The organism is Rhodopirellula sp. JB055, from assembly GCF_043100905.1.
In the GTDB taxonomy this organism is placed as follows: domain Bacteria; phylum Planctomycetota; class Planctomycetia; order Pirellulales; family Pirellulaceae; genus Rhodopirellula.
In genome coordinates this window covers 17,607-39,000 of the sequence record NZ_JBICHO010000322.1, presented here as the reverse complement: position 1 = coordinate 39,000, position 21,394 = coordinate 17,607, and the positions used below count along the sequence as shown (strand labels likewise).

1 protein-coding gene and 1 pseudogene are annotated in these 21,394 nt (G+C 57.3%); both read right to left on the bottom strand.

What is annotated here, in order from left to right; translation table 11 throughout:
• Positions 1-2,835 (bottom strand): annotated as a pseudogene (locus tag ACF8AM_RS12770) (cell surface protein); the annotation flags it as partial.
• 98 nt (positions 2,836-2,933) lie between these two features.
• Positions 2,934-21,344 carry a tandem-95 repeat protein gene (locus ACF8AM_RS12765; RefSeq protein ID WP_392556001.1) on the bottom strand — a complete coding sequence of 6,137 codons (18,411 nt, stop codon included), beginning with the start codon at positions 21,342-21,344 and terminating at the stop codon, positions 2,934-2,936.
• Between the last annotated feature and the right edge of the window lie 50 nt (positions 21,345-21,394).

The window sequence follows — 21,394 nt, the reverse complement described above, 5'->3', positions numbered from 1 at the left end:
GGGCGCGTTGGTGTCAATTTTGCCGCCGCCATACTGCATGTTGGCGTGCGAGACATAGTCCAGGAAAATGCCTTCGGTTTCCCAGACAGGTCGTCCTTCGGCATAGTCGAAGTCGTTTCGGAACTCGACCCCAGCCCAGTGTCCGGTCGATGGGACGGTTGGCAGCGGGTTGTTGTCGATGCCGATGGTTGGGTCATCGAAACTGGTGAAGAAGACTTCGCCGCCGTCCGTTGCGACTCCGTTGGAATCGACCAAGACCGGGGTTCCCAGGACTTGCAGGGCTGCCAACGATCGATCTTCATCAACCGATTCACTGCCGACGCTGATTTTCGCGGTGCGCAGCTTCAGGATCGCACCTGCGTCGATCATGACCGTGACACCTTTGGGAACTTCAAAGACGTCGCCATCGTCCAAAGCCCGGTCACCTGTTCCGCCACGGCCAATTTCGTAGGCGGGGTTGTCTTCTACGGTGGAGATCAGATTGTCGGCACCAGCGCTGGGCAGCAAGCGAACGATGTCACCGGGTTGCGCCATTTCAAAGGCGCGGCTGATCGTTGCAACGGGGGCCGCAAAGCTACCGTCGTTGGAGTCGTCACCATCCGCGTCTTTGAGCACGTACACAACGCGCGGTTCATCCGCTGCCGAGACTTCCCGAGCGGTTCGGAACCAGAAATTGAATTCACCGCCTTCGACGCCGTCGGCGTCGCCGTCCAGACGCGAACCGGCCGTGTCGGTGATGGTGTTGTTGCTGTCAGGTTTGAACGTGACACGCAATTGGTAGGTGCCTTCCGTACGACCACCCAGCGCGCTGCCTTCAACTTCGCCGTTGTAGGCATCGTTGCCAGTGCTGCTGACGCCGAGGACATAGTCGCCCGCGGTGACGTCGACGGAGACCAGCGAGTCGTTGCTGAAGAAGTCGTCATTCGATGCGACCAATTCATAAGAGACTGGATTCGAACCCGATGCTGGAACGACTCTATAGAGTTGAACGAGCGTATCCAGCAGGCTGCTGTCATCCAAACGTTGTGCGAACGTCTCTGCGGTGATGAGACCCGTTTCGGCGACACTGAACGAGTAGAAGTCAACGTCATCGCTTTCCGGACGATGCAGTGCCTGGCCAAGCGTGATATCACTTTGGCTGAGGAACTCGGGTTCGGTTGGCAAATTGGGGTAAGCGTTGCCTGCGAAGTCGCTGTAGAATTCCGAGTTGGGTTCATCGGGGCTGGATCCGCCCGCCGCGACACCATCAGGGAGCTCGAACAGATCGCCGATTCCGATAACATTGCCGACGCCTCGCAGGGCTTCGACAAACCAACTGGGGCGATTGTCGGGCGACAAACCATAACCATCGAACCACGGTTCGCCGGCGTCCATGACCAAGACACCACGCGACGGGTCTTTCTCGTTGACTCGGTAGAGGCTGTAAGGTGTGCCTTCACCTGCCCCCGTGTCAGCCGTCAACACAACCGCTTGCAAATCACCGGTGACGAACTGCAAGCCGCTGTCTTCCGTTTCAACGAACTGGACTCCCATGCGTTTGGAATAGAGGTCCAGAACTTCACGCACGCGTTGCTTTTGTGCTTCCGTGATCGCGTTGGAAAGCTTTTGTCCTTGCGTTCCCGTGCCGTACAGTTCAGCGAAGTTGTACGGGTAAATATTGATACCGGTGGTGGTATCGATTGGCTGGGTCAGTTGAGCTTCACGGCTGTAATCGCGAAGGCCAGCGGCATCAAACGCGCCGGGCCAGTTGGGAATCACATCGGTGGTGGATTGGATCAATCCGCCATCGACCAACACACTTTGCGTGCCGCCACCGAAGTTGGTTCCCAAAGCCTGCGCATCGGCGAATGTGTCGGGCAGTTCAGCGGCGGTGACTTCCGAGGGCGACGATGGAATGGCATCGCCACGACCAATTCGCAATCGGAAAGTCCCACTGCCGCTATTGGATTGCGGTCCCAGCAGTGTTTCCATTCCCACCACAACATCGGGCAGTTCTGATAGGTCGGAATCAAACGTCAGCGTCGCTCGGTTGAGCGCTGGATCGTATTCCACCAGCGTCGGGGCGTAGACTGGATCGTCCGTGTTTTCAACTGTGTCGTTGGTGTAGATCAGTTTGTAGAAGTCAGGATTGACGACGGGCAACAAGACCGCATCGGTTGATCGAACCACACCCGCATTGAGGTTGGACAACGGATCGTCGTTGAAGTACACGTGCACTTGGTCGCGTGCTTGAAGACGCGTGTTGCCATTGAGCGTGATTGGTTGTGGCACAACCGCAACGACCTTGGGACCGACTTCGATTTCAAAATCGATGTTCACGGCGGGGCGTTGTGGATCATCCGGTTCGGCGGGTGTGACCGCTTGTCCCGATGCGTCACGCAGCGCAACCACGCCGGTCGTGGTGTCGTCGTAGCCCGAGATCACAATGCGGTATCGGTCGTCTGCCAACGTTTCTGCGAATCGAGCCACTACGACTCGCCCGTCCGATTGATCGCCTTCGAAACCTAAGAATCCAGGCTGGATTGGATCGTCAAAGTCTTCGCTGTCGAACGTCCCGTCACCACCCGCAGCGACGAAGCGGATCCCATCCAGCGTGCTGCCGTCGACCTGCGATCCACCATCAAATCGGAAGGTCAGTTCTGACGGAGCCACCGACAAGATGTTGTTGTCGTTCAGGTCGAACTGCGACCCCGTGTTCGCGGCGACGCTGACCAACCGAGGCCCGCTGACAATTTCCGCTGCGAGCAATTCGCGTCGCTCGAGTGTTTGGTGGTGCAAACGGCGAGGTTGCGTCGAAGAACTGCCGCGTCGGCGAATATTTCGTCGTTGGGTCATGGTTGACCGAAGCCTTGCAGGGATGAATCAAAAACGGGAGGGAATAATCAGGTGTGGTTTGAGGGGCCCTTTTTGGGAGCCCCTCAGGTCGACAAATCTTAATTCAAATCGTTTTCATCAGAGAAAAGATCAATCAAGGCGGAATCGATCGCCCCGTCCAATCCGGATCCTGAGCCGGAAAGAGACGATTCTAAGTCGTTCGCCAGAGCGTCGGCCAAGGAGTCATTGCGTTGCGATTGACTCGAGTCGATGTCGAAACCAACCGAGAGCAAGCTGTCCAAGGATGCTTCTGCGGAGTAGGTCAATTCGCCGGCTGGCGTGCGACCGCTTGTGATGGCGGAGGACACCGGCACCGAGTTGGCCGCCGTCGAATTCGTGGCTGACGACGAGGCAAACGCTTGCGTGGAGGCGAACCGACCCATGTTAGTCGAATCCAATGCTCCAGCGACGATTGTCGTGTCTTCGCCCAGCAGAGGCTCACCGGCTGGGTTGTTGCCGTCGACCGAGCGAGCGTTCAGCTCGTTGATCACCTGCAGTGCATCCAACGCCGAAATTCGGCCATCACCGTTGACGTCGTAATAGTCTGGCGGAGAGGTCGGGATCCGGTCGATCGTCAAATCCGCGTTTGGATCGTTCGGATCGCGGAGTTCATCGCGGTTGAGCAAGTTGATGACCCGCAATGCGTCGATCGCGGTGACAAATCCATCCGCCGTCACATCGAATCGGTCCGATGGGTTTTGGTAAGCCGATTGCCCGAAGGTAATCGTCACCGTCACTGGAGGACTGAGCCGACCCGTGTTGTCTTGCACACGGTAGGTGAAGCTGTCGCCGGTCGGCAACGGATTCAACGAGCTGGATTCTGGATTGAACGTGTAGATGAACGTGCCGTCATCGTTGCCGCTTAGCGTGACCGTTCCGTAGGTCGGCTGCGTGACGGATCCAGACGCGATGCTCAACGTCGAGTTCAAATCTGGATCAAAGTCATTTCGCAACAATCCCAAAGCTGGGTCGTTGATTTCCAAACGTCCACCCAGTGGCACGGAGTACGCGTCTTCCACTCCGGTCGGGGCATCCTCCGCCGCCAGAACTTGCAGCTCGAATTGGTGAGTCGCTTGGAACTCCGAATCACGGGCCGACAGTTCAATCGTCACGGAACCAGACTGGTTTGGTTCGGGCGTGATTCGCATCGAGTCGCCAAAGAACTCAATCGACTGCACCAACGGATGATCCGCGATTTGGGCGGCCGTTGGGTTCACAATCGTTCCCAGACGAGTGACCGTGTAGGTCAACGTGTCACCGTCGGGATCAAAGAAGACTTGGCTCAGGTCTTCGACCGCCACGTTGTCTTCGATGATTTGCAACGGATTCAGGCTGCCCTGAACGATCGGTGCGTCTGGCGAACCAGTGACGGTCACCAAGATCGTTTGATCCGTCGTCAAACCCGACGGATCGCGAGCTGTGATCAGAACTGGGATGCTGTCGCCGTTCTGGTACGGAACAAAGTCAATTGTCAGCTCGTTGCCGTCAACCGTCGGATTGATCACGGATGTGCCGCCCGACGCAGTGACTTCGTATGTCATCGCTTCGTTGTCAGGATCGCGGAACCACGCGTTGAGGTCGAAGGTGACCTCTTCGCCTGGTTGTTTGCGTTCGTCGAATTGCAGCGTCGTTAGACCAGCAATGCCATTGACACCAATGAACTCCGGTTGGTTGTTGACGCTGCCAACATCAATTGTCACCGTTGCCGTCGAAACGCCGCCTTCAGAATCTTGGACTTCGTAAGTGAAGCGATCCGTTCCGCTGAATTGCGATCGTGGCGTGTAGAGCAGTTGGTTGCCGTTCTGTGCGATCGTACCACCCGCTTCCGTGTAACGGTTATTGATGATTTGGCCGTTGACCACACGTTGGAACTGATTCGGCACGAGCGAGATGGTTTGACCGTCGTTCTGCTCGTCGATCGGTCCCGCGGTGTCGTTGTTCAGGATTCCGTTGGGGCCATCCACGTCAATTGTCAGTGGGGTGTCCTCATTCGTACTGAACGAATCATCGACCAGACGTGGGTTGTCGTTGATTGGCGTGATCTCAATGTTCACACGTCCCACGGTGGCAGCGGTCGCGCTGACGATCGTGCTTTGGCCCGGAGCTTCGCGGTCAGCGACCCGGTAGATGAACGTGTCAGGCGTTGAACCGTTGTAATCCTGTGGCGGCGTGTAAAGGATTGTGCGGCCATTGTTTGTGATGGCCAGCGAACCGCCCTGAGTCGTTTGGAACGCGGTCGATCCGGTGCCAGCGAACTGGAAGAACAATTCTTGTTCGTTTGGCTCGGAACCTGGACCAGCGACGAAGTAAGGGTCGATCAGATCCGAAGCCGAGAAGACAACTGGGCCAAGCGACGTTTGATCCTCTTGGCTGACCACGTTGTCTTCCAAGATGGTTTCTGTCGTCACCACATCGCTTGGCTGAACTCCAGTTTGCAGCGTCGGTGCATCGTTGACGGGAGTGACCGTGATGGTCGCCGTGATCGCACGCGAACTGACAAGTTGTCCGTTCGGGTTGCCTGGTGAGACATCCGTTGCACGCACCACAAAGGTGGCGTTGCCAGAGAAGTCCGGGTCGGCGTCGAAGGTGAATGTGCCGTCGGCAGCGATGTTCACCACACCCGCAACACGCGTCGCATCGTTGACATCGTAAATGGTCTTCGATCCAACATCGTCAGCAAAGATCGCAACGTCTTGGCCATCAGGGTCGGTCACTGCACTCAGCAATCCATCGTCATTGGCGATGCTTGGCGTCAACGTTCCGGTCGCATCGATCGCTTGGAGCGTCGCACCCTCGGCAACGCTGTAGCTTCGGTTTGCAGCGGCGTCATCCACCGTAGGTGGCAAGCCAGGCAACAAGGTCACCAAGTAGTCTTCGACTTCGCCGGACAGAGCCAAGCCGTTCGGCGACAACCCGCCTTCGGTTGAAACTCGGAATCGAGCGTAGGTCGAACTCACTCCGCTGGTCGGCGCGGGGGCCGTGTCAGGGAACTGGATCACAAACTGTCGTGTGATTGGTCCAGGCGTTTCAGGGTTGCTTTCGAACTGGACGTCTTGCAGCACATATTCGCCAGCGTCATCCCAGTCACCGTCGGCGTTGAAGTCAATCCAAGCCTGCAGCACGCTGCCTGGCGAAGCGGTGACTTCAATTGGTGTGACGACACCTGGGTTGATGATCCCGCCTGGATTACTCGAACTGGAGAAGTTGACGCCGTCTTCATCGTTGCCGGTGAAGTTGACGACATAGACTCCGTTATCTTGGAAAACCGAACGTTCTGCTGGGCGAAGTGGGCTTTCGTCGATCGCTCGAATGATCGCATTGGCGATGTCTTCTTCATCGATCAGCGAATTGTCGATGTTTCCGTTCTCGTCCAAAGCATCGATCGAGATCGCGTAGTTGTCCTCATCGAAGCGACCATCGATATCGAATTCCAGCGTCGCTTGAATTCCGCCCAGCGTCAGTGTGATGGTTTCACCATCAAACAGATCCAACGAAGAGAAGTCCAACGGGTTCACAGCGATATGGACTTCGCCGTCCACAATCGTGTTCGAGAACAACGTTGGCGGCAATGGATCACCGGCGGTTGTCAGCGGCGAAACGTCGATCGTCAGATCGTCACCGTCAGCAGTGCGGACCGCCAATGCATCCGTTTCTGCATCAACACGACTGCCCAAGACAGGATTGTCGTCGCCACCAATCACGTGACGAGGACCGTCTTCGGCCAGCGTCGTTGGGTAACGGCCAGGAACACCGGCGACCGGATCGGGGGCATCGCCAAAGTCCAGTGCGATCCCCGGCATCAAAATCGTAAATTGAGTCGAGCGATCTTCGCGGTTCGGTGCCAGCGGGTTGCCAGCCAAATCCTTGATGGCAGGCAAGTAGTAATTGCTGACCGGGCCATCGATGATCGTCGCGTTTTCAACGAACAAGGTCGAACCGCCACGGTTCTCGGCTTCCAAGGTCGTTGTAGCGGGTTGACCAACTTGGTTCACACTTTGCAAGGCTTGCAAGATGCTGCGTTTGACATCTTCCGAGTTGTTGTCTGGCGAGATCGGAATCGCGATCGCTCCACCAGGCACACCGACAACGTTCAACGTGGTCGCGCCGGAGATGTCAACTTGCGTTCCGGGCAAGTCGTTCAAGCGGACTGTGCCAGCTTCGACGTCGGCAACCGGCATCAATTCTTGACCGGTGGCAGGATCCACTGCGAATCGAAGCCCACCGCGGTTGTTGGTGATGGTCGCCGCCAAGCTTTGAGCGATCTCACCGATCGAGCTGCTGGAATTAAACGTGACAGGGATGTTGCCGGCACGAACTCCGCCACCGCCGTCGCTGAGTTCGAATTCGAACGAAATGTCCACGTCGCCTTGACGCAGTCGCAGCACTTCACCGTCGGCCACGATTCCGCGGTCCACCGAGATGCCTGGTGTGCCCGGAATGAGCAAGCCTGGCAAACCGTTGTTGTCGACACGATCGCGATCGATGCGGCCCAGTGAAATCTGGTTGTTCGCATTGACCGTGGCGGTCATGTCAGCAGGCGACGCGTTGATGACTGCGGCCAGGTTGGTTGCGAGTGTCGCACCGTTCTGATTGGAGTCGTAAGGCACCAAGATCGAGCCGGGGACACGTGTGACATTGTTCAATCCGGTTGGCAACACGAATTGCAGGATCACATCGTTGCCGGCATCGTCTCGCAAAATCAAAACGCTGCCGTTGGTGATGCTGAATCCGCCCAGGGTGGGCATCGTCAGCAACAACGGACCAAAGACCTGAACCGTGCTGCTTTCTGTCACACCGGGTTCGCCGCGAACTTCCAGCGAACTTCCCGATGTTACTGTGATGATGGCTGGTTGAGGAATGACGTCCTGGCCGTTGATGTTGACCGTCTCGCTCGATTCGACCTGAACCTGGCCAGGGGCAACCACTCGCGAACCTGTGGCCAGTCCGTTGATCAGATCGGCGGAGTTGTTCAGGGCATCGCGAACGGCGTCGGCCAAATCGCTGGCGGTGTCGGTCAAACGGAATGGCATGCGGAAGTGATCGGGCTCGACACCGTCCGACGTCTCCAGACCGTTCTCGTCTTCCGTCACCAAGTCGAATTCCAACGTGCGTCGAACTTCGAACTCGGATGTTTCATTCAACGCCAATCCACCGTAGTCGGATTGAAAAGTCGCCGTCACACCCGTTGGCAAGTTCAAGAACACGTATTGGTCTTGAGCCACTGGGTCAGCGGTCAGACCCGCGTTGCGGAGCAAACCTGCCAAGCGGCGAGCAAACTCATCACGCGAAACCATGACGAGCGTCTCGTTCCCAACGTCGTCGGTGATCGTTTCCGTGACATCCAAGACAAAGCTGCCCGGCGTCGGGATCAAATCATTCTCGGAGGCATCGATTTGAACTCGAACGCGTTCGCCTTCACTGGTTTGCAGTACAAAGACACTGTTGTCGAGCAGGGCACCGAAGTCAGCCACGGCGAGGCCAGCAGGATAGGCTGTTCCCAATTCGATCGAGGTGGATACCGTCGCGGGGCTTTCCGTCACACGGATGATATCGCCATCGCTAACAGGACGGCTGAGGCCGATGGCGGTCAACTGACCGGCACTGATGTTGACAAAGCCCGATGACGGCAAGTTCAAGTAAACAATGTCATCGGTCACGGTTGGAACCAATCCCAGTGCCGAGCTGGACAATGTGTCCGCGATGACCTGAGCCAATTCCAAGGATGTCAAATCGTTCGGAGCCACCGTGATCACCACGGGGACGAAGGAAGGATCGCTCACCGTGCCATCTTCGGTGAATTCGAAGGTGCGAGTCACGTTGCCATTGCTGACGATGAACGTGTCACCCACTTGAACTCCGCCGAATGCGGTGCCGGCACGCGGGGTTTGCAACGCCAACGTGCGAGCGTCCTGTTCCATGCCACCGGCCGAGGTGTCGACGGTGTATCCCGCAGGAGCACCAAGGATGACGCGGTCGCTATCCACCACCACTTCGACTTCGAAGTTCGGATTGGCTGCAAGAGCTGTGTTGATCGCCGTTTCGATGTCGCGAGCGATCTGTTCACGAACCTCGAGGCGGCCCTCGGGAGTGTCGACTTGGGTATCGGGCAGAATGATCGGCGTCGCGTCGCCCAAGACCGTTCCGTCACGATCAAATTCGAACACCAAGGTGTCGTTTTCGCCATCGCTGATTCGGAACGAGTCGCCATCGCTCAGTCCACCCGCGTCGATCCCGACTTCAGGAACGACCAGGGTCAAAGTTTCTGGCAAGAACAGTTGGTAACCGGATTCGAATTCAAAGACGACAGTTCCGCCATCGGAATCCGTGATGCTGACTTGCTCACCATCACGCACTTCGCTTGGATCGGGAGCCACAATGACGCTGCGGTCACGGTTGTTCAACGAGATGCTGTAAGCGTTCTCGTCACGCCAAACACCGGCCAGCGGCGTCAGGGTGATCAGGTTGCTGGTCTCGTCGTAATCGAAGGTGTAATCGACGCCTTCTGTCAGCATCTTCTCATTTTCGAAGACGGTGACATTGGCACCTTCAGGACGCAGTCCACTGATCGGAGCCACCAAAACGGTGTCGTCGTCGATTCCGATTCCAGAGAATGGATTGGACGAGTCGCCCGTGTCACGCAGTTGAATCGTGAACTTCTCTTGGTTACCACCGGTCAGTTGAAGGAAGCTTTCCGTGCCATCGCTATCGACACCTTCCGCGTCGTTGTCGAGAGGGTTCTGCAGGGTCGCAACCGGACCGTTGAAGTCAGCCAGTTCATTCGCACCGCGGTCGATGAACAGACTGCCGCCGACACCGGTGGGAGGAGCGGCCAAGTCGTTGTCGGCACGCAACACGCCATTGCCATCGCGAATCGGGGCCAAGATGTTGCTGGTTCCCAAGCCCACGCTTTGTTTGACACCACCGAAGGCGTCGCGTTCAACCACCGAGCTGGCACCGCTGTCGATTGCTAGCGAGAACAAGGCGGGGATGAAGTTGTCGCCATCCGCGTTGACGAACAACACATCGTTGTTGTCCAGGGTGATGTTGAAGTCATCCGTTCCGCCATTGACGTTGCTTGGACCAGTTCGCCCATCGGTAGTCAGTCCAACGCCACCATTGTTCAAACCGTTGATGTTCTGACGGAACAACGTGGTCGCGGGTTGGTCATGTTGGAACAGGTTGCTGGTGACAACCACTTCCGCTGGCTTGATATGCAGATCCGGATCGGTTGGGTGACTGAAACCACGGAATTGGGTCTCTTCCACCACGACGCTCTGGTTCAGGTTGGCCAGCACATTGTTGATCAAGGTGGCGCTGCTGCCGCCGGTCAACATCACGCCCGTTTCGGGGAGCAACTGATCGAGCTCAACACCATCCTGTGGGTCCATTCGCAAAGGAGTGGTGCCACCTTCAGGCGGAATGATTTCGATCTTGGCGGCGTTCTTGATCAGCAGATAAAGTTCCGTCGTTCCCGCACCCGAGGTGGTGGTGCCTGCGAAGCCAATGCTGTTCACTTCGCTGGTTCGATCGTGGCCGAATCCGTATTGGTAATCGCTTCCAGGTCCATATGGCATTGGGATCGAGAAGTTGAACACATCCAGTCCGGCCGCACTGCCAGCGAACCCGCCCAGTGCGGTTGCACTGACGCGTTGGATGGGGCCAGAAACAGAACCAATGTCATCGTCGTCGGGGCCGTTCTCGAATTCATTGTTGGGCAGCGGAGGACTGGTCAACGTGGGGTTGTCAGCAACTCCAGCTCCATTGATAGCGTTCTGCAACGCCACCATGATCTCAGGGGTGCGGAAGCCATCGTCCGCTTGCAAAGGAACGTTGACGACGGTTTCGCCATTGTCCGTTGTGCGTATGCCGCCGACGCCATCGGTGAACAGGAACCGCATCGAGTTGGTGGTGTTGGCAGCCACAAAGCCGTCTTGGCGATCCGGGATCTGAGTGATCACGACGGACGTGCCAATCAGGTCTGCACCGGTTGTTCCCAGGTTGCCAGTGTTTCGGCCGAGGTTTTGATCATCGATGCTGAGGACGAAGTCGCGAGCCGCGTAGGCTTCGATCGCGATCGTGTAGTCGCCCGTCGTCGCGGTGCTATTGGCACGTCCTGACAGGGCGTTCGGATCGTACTCGTCGTTCCCCTGCAGAGAAACGCCGACGTAGTAAGTTCCCTTGACCGTGGCTGTGAAATCCAAGAATGGATCGACCGCACGCAAGTTGGGCTGAGTGTCGTCGGCCGTGTCAACAGGATCGGCACCCGGATCGACGTAGGTGTCTTCCAAAGTCGGGTCGGTCGCCGTTTCCAGGTGAGTTGGTGCTGCACCGGAATCGTTGGTCGCAACCACCATTCCGTTGGAATCGAACAATCGCAGGACCAAATCCGGTCCTTCGGGGATGTCGACGTCCGCGGCAAGCGTGTCAATGTCGATCGTCAGACGATCGCCGGCCAGCAATTCCACTTCGTAGAAGTCGACGTCTTGCTGCGCGGTGGTCAGTGGGTCGCCATTGCCAATCGTTCCGTTGGTGATGTACGGCCCGTTGTGTGCCTGGCCAATCTTCGTGTCGCGAGCACCGCTGAGCAGATCGTCGCCATCCACACCGGTGGTGATTGCTGCTTGCGAGAACTGCGATTCCGTTCCGTCCTGACCGTAGATCGTGTTGTTCACGATGCGCGAGAAAGGCTGTGGAGCTTCGGCCACTGCCGCCGGACTGGCCACGAATGGATTCCCGCCACCCTTCGAGAACGAGCCGTCGAAGTAGATCCCTGAAACACCTTCCAGGAAGACCGTGGCGGTTGGGAAGGAGATGTCGCTGAGGTAGCGGTTTTCTTCCAGTTCGTCGCCGAACATGATCGACGGGCCGATCGTTGGATGGACCAATTGAACCATGTCATTGGTCATCAAAATGCTGCCCTGGACAGCTTGGTAGATCGCCATCATCACTTCGTGCCGAGTCGACGCGTAGCCACGACGTGCCGCCTGCGGGACCGTGGGTGGGTTGTAGAGCCCAGTGCCCGTGTGGCGAATGTAGATCGGCACGTGACCGTCGACATAACCGTCACCACCAAGCACACCACTGCCGCCGCCCGCCACAGCGCCACCACCGATGTCTTCGAATTCAAACGTGACTCGTGTCCCAGCAGCATCGACGGTCATGGTGAGGCCATCACCGATGAAGTCGCCGAATCCGATGTCACCGAGGAAGTCGCCGCTGAAGAACGAGTCAATTTGCCAAGGCTGAGTTTCGCCGTCGACTTTGATCGCCGAGTAACCCGCGCTGTCGATCGTGTTGTTGACGATGCTCACCGACGGCGCCAATCCACCGACCACGGAGTTGTTCAGTGTGGGCAGGTTACGGACCGCACCCGGAGTGGTGTTGCCGATCGGTGGTTGTTGAAGGTATGGGTTTTCTTCGCCCGCGAAGAAGTCGTTGTTGTTGAAACCAAAGAAGTTTCCAAGATCCAACGCGAATTGCGAGCGAGTTTTGATGTCCTGTGGGTCGACACCCCGTTCGCCTGGTTCACTCCAAATGCCAATGGCGTGCACATCGCTGATTTTGTTCGAGTCGATGAGCACCTGGTCTTGTCGACGTTGAACGTTTTGGTCACCAATGTACTCGGTGTAAATCGCTGGCAAGCGGAATGTAGTACCAGCAGGCACGAGCGGATCGGCTGCGTCCGGCACATCGTCCACGCTGTCGACTTTGTAAAAGTCGCCGACCACGGCCGCGGACAGAGCGATGCGAATGTCGCTGTTTCCACCAACCGTATCGCCCGATGAATCGGTGGCCTGGATTGGCACCAATGCTTGGACGGCAGGAAGATTGAACGCTGTTCGCATCCGTTCCGCGACTTCGATTTGCGTCGTCACACCGCTGATGTCGATGGGGATGTTGCCAGCAACGACCGAACCAGTGCTGTTGAACTCAAACGTCACACTGCGGACGTTGTCCGACATGCTGAACGTGTCGCCGTCGCTCACCTGCGATGGGTGAGGGGCAACGATCGTCATGGTCTGCGCCAGTCGTTCATTGGTGTCGAACGTGACCGTTGGAGTCTGAGTCGTTGCCGAGGTTGTGGTCGTGTATTCCTGGCCAGGACGGATCTCGAGCTGGTATTCACCCAGGACGGTGTCCGATTGACCGGTGAATCCCGTGCGTCCCGATGCTGCACCGACCACCAGTTCACCGCGTTCGGCAAAGCCGACGATGAAGTTGTCCAAGTACAGACCTTCACCACCGAAGACAGGCCCCGTGCCCGCCGTCAGGTCCGTGTCGTACTCAAAGCGAATCACCACATTGGTATCGCCGGCGAAATCTCCCAGATCCAAACGGGCTTGGTACCAATTGTCCTGGGCATCTTGCTGCAGCAGCTCGCCATTGGTGCCAGCAATTCCTGCCGCATTCCCCGCGATGACCACGTCAGTTTGTTGGTCGCTGCGAGCGATCACGCGAACTTCATCGTTGCCGATGTCGCTGAGCAAGTAGTCGAAGTACAGGTAGGGTTGGTCGGCTGCGCTGTAACCCGACAGGTCAAAGGCCACGCTGTCGAGGTCGCCGCGAATTTCTGAACGGTCAAAGTATAACGACTGGTTGTTGGGGTCGCCCCCGTTGACCACGTGGTCTTCCACCGAAACGTTCAGTTCATACGTGCCCTGTTGCGGACGGTCGTCCACATCCAGAGAGAAAATCTGTGTGTCTGGGTCGTAGGCGGTTGCTTCCGGCGAGACGGCAACGTAGTAAACGCCTGCCTGCAAGAAGGTTTCGATGTATGGGTCATCGGTGAAAATGCTCAGTGGATCGCCGATGCTGCCTTCTGCACCGTCGCTAACCGCTGAGAACGTGCTGGTCGAAATGACAGTGCCGAACGCATCCAGCAGTTGCAGTTTCAAGTCGACACTGTCGCTTTGGAAGTCCTCAATGTCTGGATCAATGTCGATGCCGCCGAAACCGGGGTTGGCATCGTAGGCAAACGGAATGACCCCATCGTCGATGTCGAGGATGACTCGCGAACCGTCCACTGGGACCACGAACTGGTAGACATCGACCACTTCATTGATCGTTGTTCCCAGGACCTTCGTGTGAGGGATCAATTGCGAAGTATTGGTTCCGAATGTATTGCCGATGTTCGGGTCATCGTTCAAGCTCCAACCAAGGTTGGCTTCCAAATCGTCAGCGGAAAACAGCGAGTTGTTGGATTCCGACTCGAACTGGACGCTATCGGGGAACAGATCCACGTTCCGCGAACCGTTGAAGGTTTGCTTGGAATTGTGACCGACATCGGTGGCACGATCGAGCGTGGTTGACCAACCGAACGGCAGGGCACTGGTGTCGATGAAGAACGGTTCGACGGGAGCGTCGGCTGTGGTTTGAATGCTGTTCGCGATCTGGTCGTCCACGATTCGCAGGATGGAATCGATGGGTTCCAAGCGGACCAACGGATCGGACAGCACATCCGGGGTCGTGCCTTCGCCAGTGACGGCGACATAGTACGTCCCGTCTCCACCTGGCATGGCGAGTGGGCCGATGTAGGCGTCGCCCGTGTCGATGCTTCCTCGTTGCAACAAATCGATTGCCGAGTCACCTTCGATCGATTGGTCTTCGAGGATGTTGCTGTCGTTGCCGATCGCGACCAATCGAGGTTGGGCGTCACCCGTTTCGCCATCGGGATCGTAGAAGATCGACAGCATGGTGTCGGGACGGTTGAAACCATCCGCGTAATCGATGTCAAAGATCAGCGTGTCACGGCTGACCGCGCCCTGGGATCCGAGCACATCGATTTGATAGTGGTCGATGTCGCCCACGGTGTCCAACGAACCACCGACGCTCAACACGCCATTGCGGCTTTCCAACGTGTTGCCGAGGTATTGAGCACGTTGGCCGGGTGAATCCAGGTCGGAAACTGCGATGTCGTTACTGGACGTGTTGCCGGCTTGCTCGTTTTCTTGAGCTTCACCCAGAAGTGGTGAGTTGGCCATTGCACCGCGAACGTGAATACCATTGTTGGCATATCGAATGTCGGCGAAGCGAACCATGCTACCGCTGAACTCTTGCTCTTCACGCAAGCGAACTTGGAAGCGATAGCCACCGCGAGTCAGGCCGCCTTCGGTGTCATCGGGATTGACCGATGCACTGCGGACTCGGACGAAGTAAGTCGAGGAATTGCCAACAGGGCCCGGCAAGGTGATCCGCAGACCAGCATCGCGTGGATTGACGGTGTCGTAATCCATGAAGCCATCGAAGTTGCTGTTCGCTTGCAACGAACCGGCCAAGCCTTCTGCACTTGGGTCCAAGATGGCGACCTCGGCATCGCCATTGACTTCGTCGTACGAGTTGTCGCTTCGAGCGATGACCTGTCCGTCTGGATCCAGGATCTCAACGACGGTGTCCAAGGTGAACGAAGTGTGATCCAGGTCGACCCAAATCTGCGTGCCCGCTTCTCCCGTGAACGCGTAGGTGTCAATGTCATTGGCTTGCGACAAGAAACCTTCGACTTCAAATCCCAAGCGGTTTTGGTCGTCGCTGAACAGCTCGTTCGATGCCAACGTGCCAAGTGCTTGTGCGGTCACGACCGAGCCATTCAAGCCGGGGCTGACTTCGGATTGCAGTTCTTGTTCCAGAATGAATTCGATGTTCGTGTAGTTCGCGTTCTCTTCGAACAGAACACTTCGCCAATCATTCGATTCGGGACGGCTCGCGAAGGAGTCCCCGTTGGTGTCCAAGAAGGAGGTGCCGTCGGGCATCAAGCCCGCACCGACGGTGTCGTCAGCCAAACTGGTCAGGACAACCGGTGATCCGGGCATACCGATAACCTGGACCGTGCCGCCGATGCGATCGTCGATGTCGCCGACGGTGCCGGTGGCGGTCAGACCCGTGCCGCTGGTGGAGCTGAACGCGGTGCCACCACCTGACAATTTGACGACCAAGCTTTCTTCGGCCCGGCTGAACAGACGCAAACCGCCGGAGGAGTGCAGGTTGCCGACCTCGATGCTATCAAACAGCATGTGCACGATGTCGGTGTCATCCCATATGCTCTCGGTGGTGAGTTCACCACCGCGGATTTCAAGACCGCTGAGTTGCCGCTGAGCCGCAGCGCTGTTGGCCACGATCTCGTAGCGATTCAGCCGGATCAACGGACCGTAGTTGTCGTCCAGTTCGGAGAAGTTATCGACGGAGCCTGTTTGACGTCCGAGGTCAACGATTCGCTCTGCCGTCATCGAATTGCTGTCAATGTCGATGATGCTGCCGCGGTTGTCGACAAAGTCGTTGCCAACAATGATCGGCTGGCTGCCACGAACATGAATGGTCGAAGGCGTCACGCCAGGCAGTCCGAAACGTCCGACATCGCCAGCACCGTCTTGCCCATCGTCGTTGAATTCAAATCGCGAATTCACGATGCGAGCGTTGGCTTGTTGCAATTGCAAAGGGACGAAGCCGCGGCTTTCACCACCCGGAATCAGGCTCACTCCACCGGCGTAGGCGATGGTCGCCGAATCCAGGCTGATGTTCGAATTGGGACCCGCGTAGATGCCGGACCAATCGCCTCGAGCAGGATCGAAGATGGTGCCCGTCGCTGCGTCGTTGCTGGTGTCAAAGGTTCCACCGGCACCAAAGCGATCGTCGAGCAAACTGGTGAAGATGATCGGACGCTCGGCCGTGCCTTCGGCAAGCAACTGAGTCCCATGCCCCATTTCGATGCGGGCACCGTTCAGCTTGATGATCATTCCCGGATCGATCGTCAACGAAGCGTCCAAGCGACCACGGACACCGTCCAAATTGGGGTCCAGCAGCGTGCTGTTGTCGGCCGTCTGGCTGCCGTTGTCGACAAACGTTTGACTGGTTGCATCCAGTTGAGCGACAAAGACGTAGTCGGTCGTGCCTGGGATGCTGCGATACAAACGGCGAGAAACGAAGTTGCTGACCCCGCCAATTGCTGGCAAGTTCCGCAGTTCAATCGAGGAACCGCTCAAGGTGGATGGCACAACGAAGTCGCCGCTCGGGTCGCTCGCTTCGGATTCAAACCCGTAGACGTCGACGAACGTCATTTTGTAGTTGAAGGTGCCTTGTTCGAGGTCGCCACCCAGTTCCACGTTGCCCGCTGAACTGGTCAGGTCGGGACGGATCCCGTCATCGATGCTGCCGCCAGGGGTGCCAACGATCGAGAGATTTTCTGCCAAGTAGTGAACCACGTCGATGTCGTCGAAACGACCAGCGACAGTCAGTTCACGAGGTGGGGTGCTGGTTGTGGTTTGGACACGAATGAACAAACCATTAATGCTGTTGTCGAGCAGTTGGTTTGAGTAAATGTCCGGTCCCACGCGGTCGTAATCCGCGATGAAACGTCCGGCCACTTGGTACTGGGGACCTTGGAAAGTGGTCTCTTCAAAGGTGTCTGGCGAAGCACTGATCGCTGCGTCAGCACTCAACGTGATGTCATTGAACGAAATGGTCGGACGACGACCGATCATCGTGATCGGGTTGACCAGCTGTTGAACCGAATCGATTAGCAGGTTGCTGCCACCGCCGTAGCGGATCTCCGCGTGGCTGACGCGGTCCATGAAGATGCCTTCGTCTTCCAACGAACTGCGGCCTTGGACCGAGTCGAAGTCACTGCGGAAGACAATCCCACCCCAATCGCCAGGGCCAGCGGCCGGGGAAATTCCTGCCGCCGAAGCATCAACGCCACGGTCTCGCATGCTGGTCAAAATGACGCTGCCATTCTCGTAGGCCGCGGTCGCGTCCGATGGGTCCGTCAACAGAGTCGTGATCGGATCAAAGGCCGGGTCATTGATGTCGTTGTCGGTCGACAATTCTACCAATCGTGGTGTGCCAAGGACTTGCAACAGCGATCCGCTGCGGTCGACTTGCAGGCTGCTGCTGCCGACGCCAATCCGAGCACTTCGGAACTTCAACGCAGCTCCCGCGTCGATGACCGCGGTTACCCCTTGCGGGACTTCCATGTTGCGGCCGTCTTCCAGGACTTGGCCGCCGGTTTCGGTGACACCGAACTGGTAGCTGAAGTTGTCGGCTTCGGTTTCGATGTCCCCGTCGATGCCGCCGTTGCCGACGATTCGGACTTGGTCACCCGAGCGAGCCACGGAGAATGCGCTGAGCACATCGTCGCTGGCAATGTTGTTGATGGGCGAATCGATGCTGCCGTCGGCTTGGGCGGCGCCCATTTTGTCCACGAAGATCGTGCGTCCATGGATCGTCATGCCACGGAAGTCGGTCGAGGTGTCGACGGAGCGTTCTCCAGTCAATTGAACCAACTCACCCGAGCCAATCAATTCGGCGGAAACACCGGTGATGCTGGTTAGCAAGTTGATGCTGGTGGCCAGTTCATTCGCCAAACCGGCTGCTGGTGACCCGGCACCAACGGTCGCGTTGTACTGAACGGTGACACTGCCAGGTACGGTTGAGCTCTGACCGATCGGCACGAATTCATAGACTCGGCGAACGCCGGTTCCGCTGACAATTTCAATGGTTTGATTCGGCGTGATCGAGTTGCCGCTCAACTCGAATTCGAGGATGCGTTCTTCGGGGCGAGTTTGGAACCAGAACTGATACAAGCCACCGGGAGTGCCATCGCCATCGCCGTCAAGTGGCGTTCCAGGGACTCCAACGCGGTCGCCCGCATTGGTGCCATCAAGGTCCATGTCACGAAGCACGTTGACTTCATCGACGTTGGGGTCAAATTTCACCAGCAACTCGTAGTCGCCCTGGGTCAGGCCACCAAAGCCGCTGTCTGGAATCAACGGGTTGTATTCATCGTTGCCGCTGGCTGCGACTCCGATGTAGTAGGTGCCCGCACCCAGCGACGCAGTCAGGTACGAATCTTCGCTGAAGTAGTCGTCGTTACGGCTGAGTTGTTCCAGGCCGCCACCACTGAGGCTGATCGGCGAGAAGTCCAGCACTTCATTTGGACGCGAAATGTCGGTGGACGCATCGCCTTCCACCAAGCGAGCTTCGACCAAGGAAGATGCAAATGGATCGTTGTTGATCGCATCGATCAACGATGAAACTGGCACGGCACCGACGCTGCTGCGTCGTGGCACGTCCAGCAAAATCACGTTGTCGAGCAATTGTCCGTCGTCGCCGGTTTGACGCAGCACTCGCACTTCATCGTCGTTGGCCGCCCGGTCGCTTTGAACGAACTCAATTCGCGTTTGGTTGCCTTCGGCACCTGCGGCGACAGCCACAAATTCAACGTTGAGTGTTGGGCCGAGATCGAAGTCCGAAATCGCTGATGCGGGGACTTCCTGGAACAAGGTCAACGTGGTGTCGAGCAGGCTGGATTGAGCCAGACGTTCAGCGAACGTTTCGACGGTCAACGTGCCCAAGCGATCGGCGTCGTTCAGGTTGACCTCGAACCGGTACATGTCGATATCAACACTGTCGGGTTGATACAGGTACTGGCCATGCAACACGTCGGCATTGCCTGGGAAGACCGGTTCCAGATCGTTCAGAGCGGCTTCTGTGGTGGGGTTGATCGTGTCGTTGAGGAACTGGAACGATCCGCTGAGCAAGGTTTCCGGTGGCAATTCAGGTGCAAATTCCAAGCCCAGCAACAGGCCCACGCCAGCGGCCGCTTTGCGGGTGAAGTCCTCGGCATACGCGGTGCCAAAGGTGACTTGGTTGCTGAAGACAATCGCTGGATCTGCGAAGGTTTCATCCACGCGAACATTCGCGTTGATTACGTTGAAGCTAACGGAGTTTTCCAGACGAGTGTTGTCGCCCACGGCGAAGGTGATGCCCTCGGAAACAGTTTCGCGGAACTGCACCCCAATTTTCGCGGACCACAGGTCGAGCACTTCACGAATGCGGTCCTTTTGACGGTCCGTGATCTGGTTGCTGAAGGTTGTGCCGCCCGTGGAGGCGACGGCGGACTCAAAGTTGTAAGCGATCTCGGTGATGCCATCGACCGAGTCGGCACCAAACAACGGATTGAGGTGACCTTGGAATGCCGTGTCGACTTCGCGGTGACCTGGATCGTCGTTCCCGCCGGGAAGATCCAAGTCAAACGGCATCGGCGAAATGGATTCTTGGATCAAGACGCTCGTCAGCTCACCGGTGGATCCCAGTTCGCCGAGGTTGTATGCGGTTGTCAGCGTGCCGCCCAAACCGACCAGGTTGAAGTCGCTCTTGTTGGTCAAGCTCAAAGGCAAAGCGACCGAGCCAAAACCATTGGAATCGACTTCGATCAAGCCAGCGACCGCGGGGGTGCTGGCAACGGCAACTCGCAAGTCGTTGACAGTGGGGGTGGATCCACCAAAGTCGACCACGACGCGGCCATTGGAGTCCAGGCTGATAGCCAATCCACCGGCGGCTGAGTCGACGAAAGTCACTGCACGTTCGGGTTGATCTTCGCCGAGCAGCAAGGAACGAACCAAGAACTCGCTGCCGCTGTTGTCCAAACCGATGCTGGTGAACGGGCGAGGAATGACCTCGGTGGGTTGCAGTTGCAGTTCCGCGGAACTGCTGATGGCAGTCCCAATTCGCAAACGGAATGTGCCACCGCCGACAGGAACGGCAAAGCTCTCTTTGAATGCGTCCAGGTTCGCTTGGGCTTCGGCCACCGACGGTGTGCCTGCGACCAAAGCGGCCTCCAATTGGGCCAGTTGTGACGAATCCTGCGCGGTGAGCACGGCTTGTTCAAACGCCAGGTCATTGATGTCGTCAGTGTCGAAGAACAGACGCGCGGTGAAGGTCTCTTCGTCATAAACAACCTTGGCGGGTTGATAAACCACGTCGTCGGTGGTGCGGACCGTGTCTTGGGTCAGCAGCAATTGATAGAAGCGTGGGTTCTCTGCCGATCGCGTGGTCGGGTTTCCGTTGGAGTCGTTCTCGACGAACAAAGGATCTTCGTTGAAGTAAACGACGATCTCATTGCGGTTCTGCGTCAAGCTGCCATCCGCATTGCGGACGACTGGTTGTGGCACAACCGATTCGATCAAGGCACCCAGGTCGAGATCAAAGTTGATTGTCTGAACGCGTTCGCCGGCTTCGTCAGGAACAAACAGTTCGCCGTTCAGGTTGCGAATGCCGACGATGTCTTCGTCTGGATTGTCGTAACCAAACAGTTTGATTTGGTAGTCATCGTCCGGAAGGTTTTCGGCAAAGCGGACGACGATCTCGTTTTCATTGGGATCGCCCAAGGAAATCGAGCCGGGTTCGACCACGACCTTCTCGTTGAAGTCGCCATCGCCGCCGGCACGACTGATTTCGATGCCGCCCAGCGTGGATGGATCGATCTGTTGGTTCTCGTCGAACCGGAACGTTAGCACTCGCGGTGCCGTTTGACGCACCGCTCCGTCATCGATCAGGTCGCCTTCGTTGGGTTGCACCCCAATGAGTTGCGGCCCGGCCAACAACTGGCGAGCTTCGAGCGATTCGACCAAATGACGCCGACGCTGTTGGCGAGTTTCGCCACCGCGTTTGGACGTTTTGGACCGACGACGAGCTGGCACCGAAGGCGCACGATCGCGGGAAGAGACATTTTCCGTGGACGGAGACACTG